General features: G+C 47.9%; 5 protein-coding genes. All 5 read right to left on the bottom strand.

The window, feature by feature from the left end; translation table 11 throughout:
• Positions 1-2: 2 nt before the first annotated feature.
• The 5 genes from pfaD to ACED42_RS11250 are packed head-to-tail and all read right to left on the bottom strand — an operon-like array spanning position 3 to position 17,663.
• A complete protein-coding gene (gene pfaD / locus ACED42_RS11270) occupies positions 3-1,640 on the bottom strand; it encodes an eicosapentaenoate synthase subunit PfaD (RefSeq protein ID WP_371702593.1) in 1,638 nt (545 codons plus the stop codon).
• Between the two features lie 30 nt (positions 1,641-1,670).
• Positions 1,671-7,580 (bottom strand): beta-ketoacyl synthase N-terminal-like domain-containing protein, encoded by a 5,910-nt coding sequence (locus ACED42_RS11265; protein ID WP_371702591.1) that lies wholly within the window; start codon positions 7,578-7,580, stop codon positions 1,671-1,673.
• Positions 7,577-9,634, bottom strand: a complete 2,058-nt coding sequence (locus tag ACED42_RS11260; RefSeq protein WP_371702589.1) for a PfaB family protein — start codon at positions 9,632-9,634, stop codon at positions 7,577-7,579. Before ACED42_RS11260 ends, ACED42_RS11265 begins: the two co-directional genes overlap by 4 nt.
• Entirely contained in the window at positions 9,634-17,472 is a 7,839-nt protein-coding gene (locus tag ACED42_RS11255; RefSeq protein WP_371702587.1) for a phosphopantetheine-binding protein, read from the bottom strand. Before ACED42_RS11255 ends, ACED42_RS11260 begins: the two co-directional genes overlap by 1 nt.
• On the bottom strand, positions 17,472-17,663 hold the full coding sequence (locus ACED42_RS11250) for a hypothetical protein (RefSeq protein ID WP_081324588.1): 192 nt from the start codon (positions 17,661-17,663) through the stop codon (positions 17,472-17,474). Before ACED42_RS11250 ends, ACED42_RS11255 begins: the two co-directional genes overlap by 1 nt.
• Positions 17,664-18,014: the final 351 nt, after the last annotated feature.

Here is an 18,014-nt window from a genome sequence, read left to right as displayed (position 1 = left end):
ACTTAAGCCATTCTTTGCGTCGGCTTCCAGCGTGCTAGTTCCGGATTAAGCTTGATACCTTGTGAGGTCAGCAGGTTAACACGAGCTAAGTACGCAGCACCGTGCATCAGATGCTTAGCAAGATCAACGGCATTACGCTGTTGGTAATCATCTAGATAGCTGTCTTTCGCCCAGGCGTTGAATGCGCCAAGTGCCGGGCCAGCCCATACTTGGTAATCCATTTCACGACCTTGTTCACCGGTATTTGACCAACGGCTAGAAAGCCCTAAGTACCAACGGAAGATCAACGCCATCTTACGCTTTGGGTTGCCTTCAGCACGTTCAATCTGTTTAGGGTCACGCTCGTTAAAGTGCGCCACAGTTCCCGCCCAAATGTCATCCAGTGTTGAACGGAATACCTGCTTCTCTAGCTTTTGGCGCTCTTCAACTGGAATCGCTTCAATCGAGTCGTAACGTGTGTATAGCTCATACAGTTTGTTGGCACGCATTGGGAACAAGGTGCCACGCTTAACCACTTGCAGTTTCACGCCCATTTCGAACATGTCTGCCGCCGGAGCCATAGTCACGTCAGCCATTTCGGTTGTCGAAAGCAGCTTACGAGTGTGTTCGCTCGCGCCAGCCTCAACACACGCTTGGTTGATAGAGCCGGTAACAATGTATGCCGCACCCATGTTAAACGTCGCTAGAGCCGCGTCAGGCGTGCCTACACCACCACCACAGCCAACACGCAGTGGTGTTTTGAACTGGTACTGCGCTTGGATTTGCTCTTTCAGCGCTAGAATCGTTGGTAGCAGTGTTACTAGCGGACGGTTATCCGTGTGACCACCAGAGTCAGCTTCTGCAGTAATGTCATCAGCCATAGGAACTAGCTGTGCTAGTTCCATCTGTTCTGCTGTGATTCGACCTTCATCAACTAGAGCTTGCAGCATTTTAGCTGGAGCTGGTTGCATGAACTTACTCGCGACTTCAGTACGGCTTACCTTAGCAATAACCTTGTTGCCAATCTGAATCTCACCTTGTGCATCGCGGCTAAGGCCTGCGGCACGGTAGTGAACGATTTGCGGTGTTAAACCTAAGAATGCTGAAGCCTCAACGGTTTTCACTTTGTGCTTCAAAAATAGTTCAACACTGCCGCGCTCTAGTGCGGGTTCGCTTGGGCTGTGAATCAGGTTAAACGCATAAGGGCCGTTTGGCAGTGCTGCTTGAATACGGTTGATCGCTTGTTCAACGCGAGACGGGATTAAGCCCGCCGCGCCAAATGAACAAAGAATGCCAGCTTGGCCAAGCGCAATCACCAACTCTTCAGATGAAATGCCGTTTGCCATTGCGCCCGCATAGTAAGCGTATTTCACGCCGTGACAGCGACGAAAATCTTCGTCGCCTAGGCTTTGTGTACCAAGAGCAGGAGCAAAGGCGCTAACAGGTTGGCTGTTCGCTGAGCTTGCTGAATCGCCCGATGCAATCTCAGATTTTTGGCTTACGCCTAAACCTTTTTCTGGGTGGTTCACGACGTAACAAGCAAGGCTTAAGTCTTTCAATATTGTCGACATTGCTGCGTTATCAAAGCGAGTTGTGCTCTCTTCGATCTGCCAAGGCCACGGAGATAGCTTTTCGTTATTGATTGTAGTTTGAGTTGTCATAATTATTTCTTTCCTAGATCCGTGTCAGGCTTATGCTTCTTCGATACAAATTGCGATGTCTTTCACTTCGTAAATACGCAGACCATCTTTGCTCAGGTTTGCGTCGCCAACGATGATACGTTTACCGTCTTCGTCTTTAATCGCAGTGATATGTACATCCAGAGACATCTGTTTGTTCAGAGGGTTAATCTGACCACGATATTTCCATTTCACTTCAGATTGGATTTGACCAAACTTCGGATTGCGGAAGCCAGCACCAAGGTCTTTGTTTAGCGCGTAGGTTTGCATCAGTTCGATGATCGCTTCGACACCTAGAGAACCTGGCATTACTGGATCTTGATGGAAGTGGAACTGGAAGAACCAATCGCTTGGGTCAATCGTGCGCTCAGCGTATAGGTAACCTAGGCCGTCTTTACCACCATCGCTGGTGATCTGCACAGTATCGATAAAGTTCAAGCGACCGCCAGCCAATTGGTAGTGCTCTTGCACTTCACCAGTAGCAGAAACAGGTGCATTGAAGTAACGCGTTGTTTTATCTAGTAGGTTGATGTTTACATCCGGCGTGCGGTTGTTATCAACGTGCCAAGGGTGAGTCACTTTACCGTTGTCCAAACCAAGTTGATCTTTCAGTGCTGCGCCCTTGAAGTAACCAAATACCGCCGTACCTTGGTAGAAAGGCACGCCGTCAGTACTCAGTTCGAAGCTGAAGCTCTGTACGATGTTAGTACCCATCATTACCGTTGAAAGCAGACGAGAATCGTTGGTAATCGTTTTGCCACGCAAGTCGACGTTACGCAGCATTTTGCCGCTGCCATCTAGGTTACGGAAAAACAGTTCTTCACCTGGGAAGCCCAGAGTTGTGCCCATGTAGCCTGAGATGAAGCCGTTTGGCTGCAGTGAAATCTCCATCAGTACCGAGTAAGGCATCAAGGTCTGGTGGCTATTTTCATCATAGTACCATGCGTTTTCTGGCACTTCGTATTCTGCAATACACGATGAAGGCTTCTTGAAGTCGCCACGCTTGCCATCAATCTCTACGACACGAGTGGTTAGCTGCAGATCGCCACACGGAGTACGTGGTGGAATCATGCCACGGTAGATAGAGAAGTCAGGGCCGAAACATTTCTCGATATCGCCGGTTGCGAATTCGAACATGTGGTAAGGCGTAAACGGAACCGTATCGGGTGTGCGATTTGGGTAATCTGGAGTCACCGGCGCTTCAACGTGTTGAAGAGGAACGACACCTTTGTTTGGTGCAGTTTCTAGGTCTTCAATTTGAGCCATCAGTGGCGCATTTGCTGAAGCTTGTTGGTTCACTGCTGGCGTATGGCCCAAGCTTTCATTGTCCAAGTTTTCGATAACAGGAGTCGCGACAGCTGTTTCTAAAGAAGGCAGGTAACGAGTACATTCGTCGTCTTCTTTGATCATCACACCCAAGTTTTGGAAATCAACAATCACTTTGCCGTTCAGCAAAATATCGATGTTAGCTTTTGCGTATGGGCGAGGGCTTAGACCAATCTCGGTCACTTCCATGCGGTAAGTCAGTTCTGCCGATTGTGGTAGAACTTGACCACGACAGCGTACTTGTTGAGGCGCATTCTCAAGCGGTTGGAAACGACCATTTTGAACAAGTGTATGCATGCCAAGGTGCATCATGAAAAACTGAAGCAGTTGACCACAACCTTCTGCCATCAAAGATCCTGCCATTACGGAGTCATCTTTGAAGTGGCAAGGGAAGTACCAGTGCTCAGGCTCTAGCTGCTTATGACCTTCAATCAGACCAAGTCCCCATGTGCCGCCTTGTGGTTCAACGCGGCTAACCTTTTCGATCATCATGAACTTCTCTGAGCTGAAGCACAAAGAAGGCTGGTGGCGATTGGATTGGTGAGTTGGACCAAAACACTCTGCAATGTTTGCAGTCAGTAGGTGGCGCAGTTCTTGGTGGTTAAACTGCGTTTTAGGGCAGTGCAACATAGGGTCGAAACGTTGCTTAGTGGCAAGTTTACGAGCCTTGATTTCATCTTCAGTGTGAATCACGCCCTTGCCATCGGCTAGCTCTTCATCAGTGAAGAAGCCCGCACAGCCGTTATCCATTTTCAGGATCATCTTGTCGCCAACGAAACATTCGTAAGAGAAGAAGAACAGTAGTGTGTCGCCATTGCGAGCAAAGCTGTTGATTGAGATGTCGTAACGTAGCGTATCGCCACCACGAGGCAAGTCACCAAGGAAAGTTAATGTGCAATCAAGCAGACGATACACACGTTCGCCCTTGTTTTCGAAGTCAATGCCTAAGTAGCTGATCAGCATTAGGTCGCACTGACCAGATTCTACCGCTACAGCCCAAGGGATTTGACCATCAACAAGGTACGGCGCATCAACTGGGATGTCGTACTCTGTGGTCATGGTGCTTGGCTTGTACTCGTTCACTGTCGCGTTGAGCTTGGTTACGCGAGATACCAATAGGTAGTCTGTGGTTGGTAGGCGAACGCGGCGCGAGTAGCTATCGATGATCGCGTAGTCAGGGCCAAATACGTTAGCGATGTCGCCTTCAGCGTATTCAACCAGATCATCGTAATCCCAGATACATGGCTTACGGATAGGTTTTACTGGTGCTGGCGTCGCAAGTACGTTTACTGGCGCTGACTGAACCTGAGTCGGTTGAGCTTGAACAGGCTGAGCTGATGTTTCGGCTGAGCTATCTAAACCAGACGTAATTGCGTTTAACTGTGCTTTTAATAGCGCATCAGCCATCTGCATGCCTTGGGCACGTGTGTGCAGGAATGCTTTGTGTACCTGTTGAGCCGCTTGCTGGTTTTGAGCAAAAGCTTGGTTTTGGCTTAGATTTTGCGGCTGCTGTGAAGCTGCGTCGATTTGAGACGCGCCATTTTTAGCGGATAGGACATGAGTCATATTGCTGTGGTTACCTGTTAGCTGACTGTGGCGAGTTGGCGCCAGAGTAGGGGATACTGATTTAGGAGTTTCGATGACTGGCTCTATCGCGTTTTGCGCTAATGCATTCTTCTCTAACTCTTTTTGTGCAAGGGCTGCTTGAATGCTTGCTGTCGTTGGAACCGACGCCACTCTTGCTGCTTGTTTACCAGAAGCTTTCTGTTGAATCGTTGCCAAGTTGGTCACTGGGGTTTGGGCAATATGTTGATAGATATCACGACCACCAAGAGTCACTTGCTTAACTAATTGACGTTTAGCATCGCTCGCCAGTTCATTGCTTAAACGAACGGAAAGTGATTGAGATTCAACACTCGATTGGCTTAGTAGCAGCTGTGAACATTGTCCTTCGCTGATGTTGGCAACAATCGCGCTCTTAGAACTGACATTCGGATTCAGAGGTGCAAGGTTCAGGTTGAGCAGACCGTGTAGCAGGCTTGCCATACCAGAAGCAGCAGAGCAATGACCCACACGTTGACTTGCTTGAGTAGTCTTTGTGTTCCCTAAACTTAGAGACGAAAACTGATGAGATGAAGATTCTGGTGCATGGTTAAGCTCAAGCAGAGAAACATCGTTCGAGCTCATACCGACTTGAGTCAGTAACTCATCAACAACGGCGTTGTTATTCTCGCTTGAACCAAAAGCTAAGGCGTTGATGCTGCCGTAAGCCGCATCTTGGTTGCCCGCTACTTGGTTTTCTTCAACAAGAACAATCGCACCTGCACCTTCACCGACATTCCAACTGCCATCTTGCAGCTGTCCGAATTTTGGAGCTAGCGTCACTGGGCTTACGCTGTTCTTCAGAATCACATGTTCTGCACTGCCGCTTAGGTCGACGGCTGCAATCACAACGGCATCCATCGATTCTTGTGACATCAAGTTTTGTGCAACATCAATACAACGAGCAACCGACTGTTCAGCAGCTGAAATCGTAAAGGCAGGGCCATTAAAGTCCCACAATGAAGAGATACGCGAAGCCATGATATTGCCGATGAAACTGGTGTATTGGTTCAGCTTGGCTGCGTCCATCACACTGTCCATCGCGATGGTTTCTAGCGCTTGGTATTCGTCTTGAGTTAGTTCGATACCCATGTTGGCAAAGCTGTCAGCCAATTGGCTATGCAGGTTTACGCGTCCACGGAATTGGTGCATCTCAAGCTCTGTTTCCATCGCAACTAAAACCGCAACCTTTTGGCCTGCAACAAGCTTGGCATCTTTGATGGCTTCGTCTGCAACTTTCATCAGTAGCAACTGCTGAGAGATCAAACGGTCATCTTCATTTGGCGGCACTTTGAAGCGCAGGAAATCGAGATCGAATTGATCGATGTACGCGCCATTTGGAATACCGTGTAAACCAAACTGATTCAGTAGTTCTGGATGTTGGTCTAAGCCTTTCCAGCGCTTCTTAGGCAAGGCTATGAAAGCATCGTTGTTGGTCTCAATCGCAGTGCTTAGCGCGTTGATGCTTTGCAGAGAACCGAAGTGAGACGCTAGACCAGTAATGCTTAAATTAGACGGCTGTAGGCTTGGAGAAACCGATTCTTGAGTCTGGTTTACATGACTCGTGTCTGAATACGCTTCAAGCAGTAAGTGAGCATTACAACCACCGAAACCAAATACCGAAACACCCGCACAGCGCTCTTGGTTGCCCGCTTTACTTGGCCAAGGTTGAACCTGTGTTGGTAGGGTCTGTGAACCAAATAAACCTTCTGGTGAAGACAGTGGCTTGTCCAAATTAATACTTGGCGGAAGTACACCTTCTTTCATCGCAAAGATCATCTTCATGATCCCCGGCATACCTGCCGCAGTCAGTAAATGACCGAGGTTTGACTTCGCAGAGCCAATCAATGGCGGGTTAGAGCCATTCAATTTGTCAGCAAAGAAACGCTCCATTGAGGTTAACTCAACCTTGTCACCTAATGGCGTGCCGGTTGCGTGACACTCAATCACTTCGATGCTTTCTGGTGTTAGGTTTGATGCCTCGTAAGCGCGTTCAAAGGCTTGTACTTGTCCTTTGCTATTTGGGCTTAATACGAACTGGCCACGGCCATCGTTCGACAAGCCAATACCGCTGACGACTGCGTAGATATTGTCGCCATCACGCTCTGCATCAGCCAAACGTTTTAGCACTAAAACACCGGCACCTTCGCCAGCAAACAAGCCTTTACTATTGCTATCAAACGGAACCGACACACCGTGATCAGGGTAAGCGTGGAAGATGGAAAAACCCATGTTGATAAAGAATGGGTCAGCACCGGATACCGCGCCTGCTAACATCATGTCGGCCTTGCCTGTGTTCAAGTAATCACACGCTAACTTCAATGAATACACTGAGCTTGCACATGCCGCATCTAGGCTAAGTTGTACGTTGCCTAAACCTAATGCATCAGCCACTAACTTAGAGGCGTTGTGTGCAGCGGCACCATTGATCGGATTAAGGTCTTGCGCGGTTTCATTGGTTGGTAGCAGCGAAAACTGGTCATTAGCCAATTTAGCTTGTAGTGCCTTTTCGACGACCGAGTGATACATCGGCAGAAACAGGTCGTTCGAGCGTGTTGTTGGGAACGAAAGGGCACCCATGATCACGCCTGTGCGCTCTAAAACATCGGCATTCAGATCAATACCTGCGTCGAATAACGCCTTACGACTCGTGTCCAAAGCCCATAGGAAACTCTGGTCAACACCGTTGAACGATTCTGCTGTTAAGCGGTAGCCATTGCTATCGAAATTGAAGTTTTCGATGTAGCCGCCTTTATCACAATAAAAGCGATCCGACTCACCTTGCACGCCCTGATAGCTTTCAGGTTTAGCACCTAACTTTTCAGCGCTTAATGTGGTGCGAGAATCTTTTTTATCTAGCAAGTTTTGCCAAAAGTCTTTTGGCGTATCCGCTTCTGGGTATTGGTTAGCAATACCGACAATCGCGATCTTATTGCACTTCACTCGCTGTTTGTTCTGAGCTTGATATTGAGATGGCTTCGATTGAGAACTCATACTAGCTCTCCTTGATGATTCACTGCGCTGCCTTGAGACACACCACTTAATTGCTTAGCGGCGGTGATCTGTTGTTCTAGCCCTTGAATAAGTGGCTCGACAGACAGTGGGATTTGATGAGTAATGAGCTGACCAATGCATTTGATGAGCGTGACAACATCGTCACCGCCTTTGGCATTGGAAGCGATTGTGCAATGCTGGTCTGCTACGTTGTCGCTACGATTGATCTTGTCGATCAATGTGCTGGTTTGACGATCGGCACCTACTTCGACAAACAGACGCGCACCTTGTTGACGAGCACTCTGGATCAACGCGGTGAAATCCAGCGTTGAACAGAAAGTATCGGCAATCGAAAGGGCGATGCTATCGCTGTCTATATTGATTGGTGCGCCAGTCGGTAGACCTGCTGCGCTGATAAAGCGGATATGCTTTGGCAATTCGTCGAACAGTGGTTGCGTGTAAAACTCACGCACTTGGCTATGTTGGCTCAATGCTGGTGTGGTGTGCATTGCGGTAACACGATTCGCGGCAATGCCACGTTTACCCAGTTTTTTGAGTAGTGCACGACATGTGCTTTCACAACCTGCTAGCACGCAAGTGTCGCCTTGGATGATAGCGAGATAAGCGCGTGGGAATTCTGGTAACAGAGCCTCAATCGCTTGTGCATCACTGCGAACCACAAAGCTGTTCCATTGGATGCTTTCGTCGCCGTTCAGCTGCCAATCTTGACGCACTGCAGTGAGCTCGCCAGAAATTGCCGTGGTGAAAATAGGGCTAGTTTGAGTCATCTCAATCAGCGCATGTGGGTTCTTCCAAACATTTAAGCTGGCCCACATGGAAGCTTCACCCTTGGAGTAACCCAAAGCGAAATCTGGCTGCACTTTGAATTCATCACATAGCAGTTGTGTTAACAGATAACTACTGCCGACGCCTGCAATTGCCAATTCACTGAGCGACATTTCTTGCGCGTCTTCAGCATAGGTTTTTTCAGCCTGAAGCATCTCCTTCAAGTTACCTTCACGTTCTAAACGAGCAAATAACTGTGGGAAATGGTGGTGAAATTCGCGCAACATACCGGGATAAACCGTGCCAACACCAGGGTAAACAAATGCAACGCCACCTTTACTTTGAGGCTTCGGTGAGAAACAACTGCCCGCTGGCGTTTTGTATTGGCTATTGTCAGCCATTACTTTTGGCAACGCATTTTCTAGCGCTGTGATCTCTTGTATTGCAGCATCAATTGAAGCGGCTTGAATCACGATGTTCGCCCCACCGCCAACATTGTGCTGAACGCTTTGGAAGTGACTTAGGTTTGAATGCATTAAGTTGGCGATAGCAAGTTCGCTGTCAGCCGAATCGCTAATGTAATTAAGCTCATCTTTTAATGTGGCTAGCTGAGAAACCAATTCAGCTAGGTCATTGCCAGAAACCACAAACATCAAACGCTCGCTCGATAGCAAGGGCTTTGGTTCTTGCAAACCGGTCGCTTGAGTCAAGATCAGGCTGGTGGATTTCTGGTTTTCCTCGCTGAAGGTTAACGCAGCAACACGTGCTTTGTTCGGCTCAGTGAACCAGTAATGGTTAGGTAATGAATGGCTCGGCAATGAACGGCTCGATATCGCATTAACCATATTCAACAATTCATCAAACTGCTGCGAAGCAGAGATCGTGGAGTATTGTTGTTGATGGCTTAAATCTGAAGCGGGGCGGCGTGACATCTCAAGAGCAAGTTGAACGCTATCTCCATTATCCAGATCGAGAGTTTCGGCAAAGCCCGCTAAATTCGCGTGTGGGTGAATCTTATTCTGAGCAGCATTCAGCGCACTCAACATCACCAATGATGGAGAGTGAGAATCCAAACAGAGTTTAACAGCAGTGCCTTGATTTACAGTCTCAATCGCATGGCTAAGTGCTTGATTAAAATTGCCATCAACCACAACAGTTATCATGCCTGGGAACGAGGGGAATAAGTCGGCAGAAAGCTCAGCCGCGTTTGCTGGCTGAGCTAAAAGAGCGATGCGCAATGGCATCGCTTTATTAGTAGGAACAGTCACTATGACAATTGCTCCTTTTCTGCGTTCTTATTAGACTCTTTCTTCGAACCTGTTGAGCTAGACTTCGGCAAAAATGCGTCATTTAAGCTCTTGCTGATGGTGACTTTGGCACCTTTCATTACCGCACTTAAACGACCATCTTGGTGGTAAAGCGAGATATCAGCTTGCAGCGAACGAGCCGTGCTTTTTATCACACTTAGCTCTAGCCAACCTTGGTCGCCATTGTGCATCGGTGCGTAACAAACAAACTCACCGATTGCAGACGGTAGGCTTGCCGCGCCGTATTTCAATCGAGCCCATACCAACATGGCTTGCAACAGATAATCTTCAGCAAATGGTTGGCTATCGCCAAAGCCTTGCTTAGGAATAAATGATCCGCAGTCGCTGTTTTCAATCTGAGGCAACTGGCATTGAGCCAATAAGCCTAAGTCGTCAAAGCGTTCGACTGAGGTAATACCTTGCAATCTTGGTCCATGAAACAGAGTGCCGTCACTGTATAGAGCTTGTGCCGTTGTTACAGGTGCTGAAGTGTTGGCCTCAAAGCGTTTTACTGACGCTTGTTGAACATCTTCAGATACTTGTACAGAGGCAACTTGCAACTGAGCTTGATACTGTGGTCGCCCTTGGCAACTGATCACTGCTTTTAGCTGCTCTTTTGATTTAGCATCAGAGGACGGCTTCTTAGTGTCTGCAGACAAGACAAGCGTTAGCTCTTGCACTTCATCAGTATCAAAAATCACACCCTTAAGCAGTTTGTAGTTGTGAACGCTAACGTTCACCCCTAACAGTTGCTCTGTCACTTCACGCATCCATTGGATAGCACACACTGTCGGTAACACTGGGTTACCGGCAATGCAGTGATCTTGAATGAAAGGCAAAGCCTTAGGATCAAGACGACGTGTCACAGTGATGCTTGTATTCAGCGGACTCTTTGCAAGATGCACAGACTCCGCATTAAGCTTTTTTACAGCAGCTTCCTTGTTGTCAGAACCTTGCATGCTCGTACCAACCAGCAGTTGAATGCCAGTTTCGTTCAGCAGTTGAGAACTAAATAGTTCTGCACCTGCTTGAAGAGGAATCACGTACACGCCGCGCTCGGTGAACATACGTTTCAGTGCTGCGTTGACCATGCCACCGTCCCACGGTCCCCAGTTGAAGCTCATCACTTTCGCTTGAGGGTTGCGAGCAGACAGTTGCAGAGCCGCTTTGTTTAGGATTTCGTTAGACATTGAGTAGTCACTTTGGCCTGTGTTTCCGTAGAAACCCGCCGCCGAAGAGAACATAGCAATCAGTTTTAGCTTGCTGCTATCAAGACCACCAAGAACTGCTTCTAATCCGCCCACTTTCGTGCCGTAAACCATGTTCAGTTCATCAAGCGTTTTGTCTTGAATGTGTTTGTCAGCCAGTACACCAGCACCGTGGATAAGACCTGTGATGCCTTCGAAATTTGCCAGCGTTTTCGCTACTGACTCATGGTTCGATACATCTAGGCTTAGGTATTCAGCGCTCGCGCCAATCTCGTTGAAAGCGGCAAGTGCTGCGTTGATTTCAAGGCTGCTCAATACAGGCTTTAGCAAGGCATCAACTTTCTTCGGCGTTGGTTTGTCACCTGTTGCTTGTAGGTGAGCGATAGCCGCTGGTTTTAGCTCTTTCTCTTGCTTGCCTTGTGCCCATTGAGGTAGCTCAGCTGAAGTAATATGCTTACTACGACCTGCAAGAATGAAATGAGATTTGCATTGCTTAGCAAGCGTTAGTGCACATTCAAACGTCACGCCTTTAGCGCCACCCGTCACCAGAACTTTGTCGCTCTTGGTGAGTTGAGCGCCTGTGTTCTTCGTTTGTGCAGCACCTGGTGTTGCAGCAATCAATGTTGAACGACCAGATTCACCGTTTTCCGCATGGCTAAGGCCGATTTCAACCGTGTTGGTATCGATATCGAACAGTTCGCCTGTGATAGCTTCAGCAAGATGACGAGCATCAATCGAAGCGTCAGCATCCAATGCGCGGCAGAATACGTTTGACCATTCATGGCTCAGTGTCTTAGTTAGACCAGACAACGCGGCTTGGTTAAGTTCTGCATTCGCTAATTGCTTAGTATCTAGGTAACCAAAGCCACCATCGATACGGCTTAGTGTGAAGAACACGCTACGACCAGAAACGGCATTCAGTTGGCCATTTAGGTGCTTGGCGAACAAGAACGCAGTGGTTAGCGAAGCTCTTGAGTCTGCATTCAAGTTAACCGCTTGCTCGTTGCTTTGTTTAGCATCAACGATAGCTTGTAGGTGAATGAAGCCAGCAATCACTTTGTTCGACGTTTTAAGGTCTGCTTCGATGTCGTTAATAACCGCAGTCACACCAGCATCATCGATACTGTTGAGTGTGTAGCTTGCGATTTCACTGTTTAAAGGTGATGCGGCAGAAAGAGCACTACGCACTACAGCAACTTGAATGCCGTTAGCGGTCAACTTTTCTGCTAGAACACCGGTGTTGTGACCATCATCTGTGATCACGACACAAGCGTCTTTTGAGAAACAATCGACGAGTTTATCTGCCGCTGGTAGCTTTTTTAGCGCTACCTCATTGTGTGGAGGAAGTTCCGCTGTCGCTGTTTCTGCGATAGGCGTTACTGATTCAGCTTTTGGAGTCGCTACGGGTGCAGCAGCGGATAGCTTGCTTTGCATGTAGGTAACGATTTCACCAAGCGTACGACACTCAGCTAAGTCTTCAGGGTTTAGCTCTGGTAGCGTTGGTAGCTGGTCTTGAACCGTACCTAGAATTTCAACGCGTTTGATTGAGTCGATACCAAGGTCAGCTTCCATGTCCATTGCTAGGTCGAGCATTTCTGCCGGGTAACCTGTTTTGTCGGCAACCACTTCCATCATTGTGGATTGAACATGAGCAGGGTTTAGGTCGTTGCTCGTGCTTTCTGCAACTGCATCTGAAACAGGTGCTGCGTTAGGAGCCTCATTAGCGCCTAGCTTGCTATTCATGTAGTCAACGATTTCGCCAAGAGTACGACACTCAGCCAAGTCTTCAGGGTTCAGCTCTGGCAATGTTGGTAGCTGGTCTTGAACCGTACCAAGGATCTCAACACGTTTGATTGAGTCGATGCCAAGGTCTGCTTCCATGTCCATTGCTAGGTCTAGCATCTCTGTTGGGTAGCCCGTTTTATCCGCGACTACGCTCAACATTGTGCTTTGAACTTGTTCTGCGTTTAAACCGTTTGATACTGCTTGTACTGGTGCAGATGCTTGAGTTGCTACTGGAGCAGACACCGGAAGCTTACTGTTCATATAGTCGACGATCTCGCCTAGAGTACGACACTCAGCGAGATCTTCAGGGTTTAGCTCTGGAAGAGTCGGTAGTTCGTCTTGAACCGTACCTAGAATTTCAACACGCTTGATTGAGTCGATACCAAGGTCAGCTTCCATGTCCATTGCTAGGTCTAGCATTTCAGTTGGGTAGCCCGTCTTCTCTGCTACCACTTCTAACATGGTTTTCTGAACTACAGCTGCATCTAAACCGCTAGCTGCTTGAACTGAAGTTGCTGCAGTTTGAGCGATTACTGGTGCCGAAGTTGGAAGCTTGCTGTTCATGTAAGCAACGATTTCGCCAAGAGTACGGCACTCAGCTAAGTCTTCAGGGTTTAGCTCTGGAAGAGTAGGCAGTTCATCTTGAACCGTACCAAGAATCTCAACACGTTTGATTGAGTCGATGCCAAGGTCTGCTTCCATATCCATTTCTAGATCAAGCATTTCCGTTGGGTAACCTGTCTTCTCAGCAACCACTTCTAGCATGGTTTGTTGAACGACTTTCGCATCAAGACCGTTAGCGGCTTGAACAGGAGCAGTTGCGCTTGGCTGTGCTGACACAGGCGCTGATGCTGGCATCTTGCTGTTCATGCTTTTACTGTTCATGTACTCGACGATTTCGCCAAGAGTACGACACTCAGCTAAATCTTCAGGGTTCAGCTCAGGTAGGTTTGGCATTTCGTCTTGAACGGTACCAAGGATCTCTACGCGCTTGATTGAGTCGATACCAAGGTCTGCTTCCATGTCCATTTCTAGATCAAGCATTTCCGTTGGGTAACCCGTTTTCTCAGCGACCACTTCTAGCATCACTTTTTCAGCATCTGCTGATTGTACTGCTACTGGTGCAGCTACAGGAGCTGGTTGTGCTTTAACTGGTACAGGTTGGGCTGCAACAGGCGCTGCCGCTTGAGCCGCTACTTGCGGTGCAGGAGCTTTCTGAGCTACCGCATTTTGAACAGGTGCTGCTTGTACAGAAGTCGATTGTACTTGAGCTACAGGCTGTTGAACGATAGTTGTTGGAGTCGCTTGAATCGCAGGCTGAGCATTTACAGACGCAACGAAGGTTGGTTGTGCCGTTTGTACTGAACCTTGCGTCAGCATATTAAGTGCAGAGCTGTTGCTGTGCGCTTGCATTTCTAGGTAATGAGCGTGAGCTTTTAGCGTTTCAGCTTGGTGCTGGTGGAACATTTCCATAGAACGCTGTAGGTTCTCAGGAATTGCTACGCCTGCTGTTGCCATTTTCGCTTGCTCAGACATTAGGGTGTTGAACGTGTCACCGTATTGCTGAGGAATCGCCAAGAATTGCTGATGTACTTCTGCTGCTTGTTGTTGAGCATTGAAGAACGATTGCAGTGAAGATTCATCAACTGTTACTTGAGCTGCTGGTTGAATAGTCGCTGGTGCAGGTTGCGCCACTTGAGGCTTCTGAGCTGCTGTTACTACTTGTGCACTTGGTGCAGGAGTAACTGACTGTTGTACATTTGAAGCTTGAGGAGCAGCCACAGGTACTTCAACGATTTCTGTTTTAATCACTTCTTTTTCCACGATTTTCTCGACTTCAACTTTCACTTCAACAATCTCAGTCTTTTCGGTGACGTTGCCCGAAGCCAATGATTGATCCATTTTCTTACGAGTAGCAGGGCTGATGTAGTTGGTTGCATTCAGCTTGATGTTCATTGGTGATGCCTTCGCAGGTTCAGCAATGTCAGCTTGGTAAGGGTCAATGTTGTCTAATGAAACACCTGCCACACACAGTTGAACCGCAGCTAAGCGAAGCTGTTGGTCACTGTCGCCTTTAGGGCTTGGGTTGATGCTGATTGCGTAAAGTTCTTCGTTCTTATCAGCCAATGTTTTTTCAACCAGCTTTTGAAGAATGTTCTTCGGACCGAACTCAACGAATACACGCGCACCAGCTTCATACATCGCTTCAATTTGCTCGCTGAAACGAACCGATTGCAGCATGTGTTGCTTGAACGCTTTCTTGATCGCTTTAGCGTCTTTGCTGTGCAGTTTGCCCGTTGCGTTTGAGTAAAGCGGCAGCGTTGGAGCGCTGAATGAAGCTTTATCAATTGCCGCAGCAAATGGCTTTTGAGCGTGAGCAACAAGTGGTGTGTGGAAAGCACCGGATACTGGTAGAGCAATCGCTTTGAAGCCTTGTTCTGTTAGCGCTTGTGCTGCTTGTTGAACCGTTGCAGTTGGACCTGCAATAACCAGTTGAGTCGGAGCGTTGTAGTTGGCAATGCTCACGCCTTCGAATTGGCTGATGCAGCTTTCAACGGCTGGAAGCTTGTCTGCGTCTAGGATGACCGCAAACATAGTACCGCTGTCGCCTTGTTCTGGTGTCGCCGCCATCGCATCGCCACGAGCGAAAGCTAGCTGGTAGTAATCGTCTTGCGAGATAACACCTGATGCACATAGTGCGCTTAGCTCACCAAAGCTGTGGCCTGCGACCATGTCTGCTTTGAAGCCAGCTTGAGTCATGATGTCGAACTGACCCATAGACACAGTACCAATCGCACTTTGCGCATTGGCCGTATTGGTTAGCACCGCCTCTTGAGCTTTGGTTGCTTCTGGTGTGAAGGTTGGAATTGGGAACAGAATTTGCGACAGAGCCGTTTTCTTGTGTTGACCAAATACCTGATCCGCTTGAGCAAGCTGTTGACGCATTTCAGGGTAATGACAAGCAAGCTCGCGACCCATGTTTAGGTATTGCGAACCTTGACCTGCAAATAGTGCTGCCACTTTACCAGCGCCGTTTTCAGCAATCAGTGCCGACTCACGGTAGCTAGTACCGTTTGGCATCTGCCAATGTGTTTTGGTTTGGCTCTCAAGCATAGAAACCGCTTGAGTCAGTTGCGCTTGAAGGTCTGCTTGGTCAGTCACGACTAAACCAATACGAGCATGCTTAGCGTCAACTTCGCGTAGAGCGTGGTGCTCAGCAAGCGCTTCTAGTTTGAACGCAGCATCTGCAGTTTGAGTTGAAACCTGTTTAAGTTCATTGATCAGTGCTTGACGAGATTCTGCGCTGAATAACAGAGTTTGCGGCACTTGGCGCTGACGGTATTTGTCACCGCGAGCGTGCTCTGGCGTGTACTCTTCTAATACAACGTGGAAGTTAGTGCCACCAAAACCAAATGAGCTGATGCCTGCACGGCGTGGTGTGCCGTCGACACGTTTCATCCAAGGACGCGTTTGTGTGTTTAGGTAGAACGGTGAGTTCTCGATATCCAACTTAGGATTCGGAGCCGATACGTTGATCGTTGGCGGCAGTACTTTGTGGTGCAGTGCTAATGCAGCTTTAATTAGGCCGGCAGTACCCGCAGTTGATTTAGTGTGACCAATTTGAGATTTCACAGAGCCTAACGCAATGTGTTGCTTCTCTTCATTGTTCTCACTGAATACCGAGTTTAGGCCACCAAATTCAGCAACATCACCTGCTGCTGTACCTGTGCCGTGCGCTTCTAAAAGGCCAAGCGTGTGCGGTGCGAAACCAGCATCATCGTAAGCGCGTTTTAGTGCTTTTGCTTGTCCTTCAGGGCGGGGCGCGTAGATACTCTTGAACTTACCGTCCGAAGAAGAACCAACACCTTTAATCACTGAGTAGATTCTGTCGCCATCGCGCTCAGCATCTTCAAGACGCTTAAGAGCAACCATGCCGATGCCTTCACCAATCATCATCCCTTTTGAGTCGATGTCGAAAGGTTGAATGGTTTCATTGGTGGTAAATGCAGGTGTTTTAGAGAAACTCATGTACATGGTTGGCGAGTTATCAGTACACACACCACCTGTGATCATCATTTCGCTGCGGCCTTCAACCAGCTCGCTCAGTGCCATGCGCATTGCGGCTAGAGAACCTGCACACGCAGCATCTACCACACAGTTGATGCCACCAAGGTCAAAGCGGTTAGCAATACGACCTGAAATTACGTTACCTAATGAACCAGGGAATGAGTTCTCTTCCCAGTGGATGTATTGGTCTTGGAACTTTTTGATCAGCATTTCGCTGTCGTCGTCGCTGATACCACTGCTCTTGAATACTTTTTTCAAAACAGGGTATTGAAGACGTGCATTTAGGCTTTGAGCGATCTTTTGACCACCACCAACACCCAGCGTGATACCGATCTTATCGCGATCGTAGCCTTCAGGCAGCTTGGCATCTTCAAGTACTTCTTTTGCAACGATCAGAGAAAGCAGCTGTGAAGTGTCTGTCAGTTCTAGGATATTTGGCGGAAGACCGAACTCCATAGGGTTGAAGTCTACTTCTGGGATGAAACCACCGCGCTTACAGTAGGATTTGTCTGGCGTAGTACGATCTGAGTCGTAGTAATCTTCTGGACGCCAGTGCGTATCTGGTACTTCAGTAATCGCATCGATCTTTTCGCTGATAAGATCCCAAAATTTATTCAGGTAGCGAGAGTTTGCAAACATGCTCGCCATACCAACGATAGCGACAGGCATATCTTTAAGGCGTTTATTCAATCGAGAATCGTCGACTGATTCCGGTGTATTTGTCTCGGGTTGGCTCATTATGAGTCTCCACTAGAAATCACAGAAAGTGATGTCGTGTTTTGAGGCTGCGCTTTTAAAGCTATAGAAAGAAAATCTGAAACAGACTTAGGGAAGCGCAGCTGAAAATTCAGGTTGCTGAGTGGCGGCAACCAGATAGAAATTAGTTTTTCGAAGTGCGTTGACTTACGAGTGTGGGGGAGGTGTTTCATGCGCGACGGTGGCATTCAAATGTTGAGGCGATGTCCATTAAAATCCTGTTCAAAGTCTGACTAAACGACAAGTCGGTATCCGCAAAGAAAACGTGTGAATTTGTTTAATGGTTGAGCAGGCTACCCGAGGTGAGTGGTCGATACAATGCTCCCAGAGGCCACTATGATCTGTTCAGACCAGATGAATTTGGCATGGTTTTGATTTTTGTATTTTTAATTTAATTAACTTATTGATAATTAATGGGTATGGGTTGTTTTTTAGTGTTTTTACTCTATATTTGGAGTTGGTGAGATCTATGTCATATTTTTGTAAGTAACATTTAATGGATGCCTCTTGTGTAAGGCTAAGTG

Source organism: Vibrio sp. FF145 (assembly GCF_041439075.1).
In the GTDB taxonomy this organism is placed as follows: domain Bacteria; phylum Pseudomonadota; class Gammaproteobacteria; order Enterobacterales; family Vibrionaceae; genus Vibrio; species Vibrio tasmaniensis_A.
Note: the sequence above shows the minus strand (reverse complement) of the source record. Positions and strands in the feature narration are given on the sequence as shown.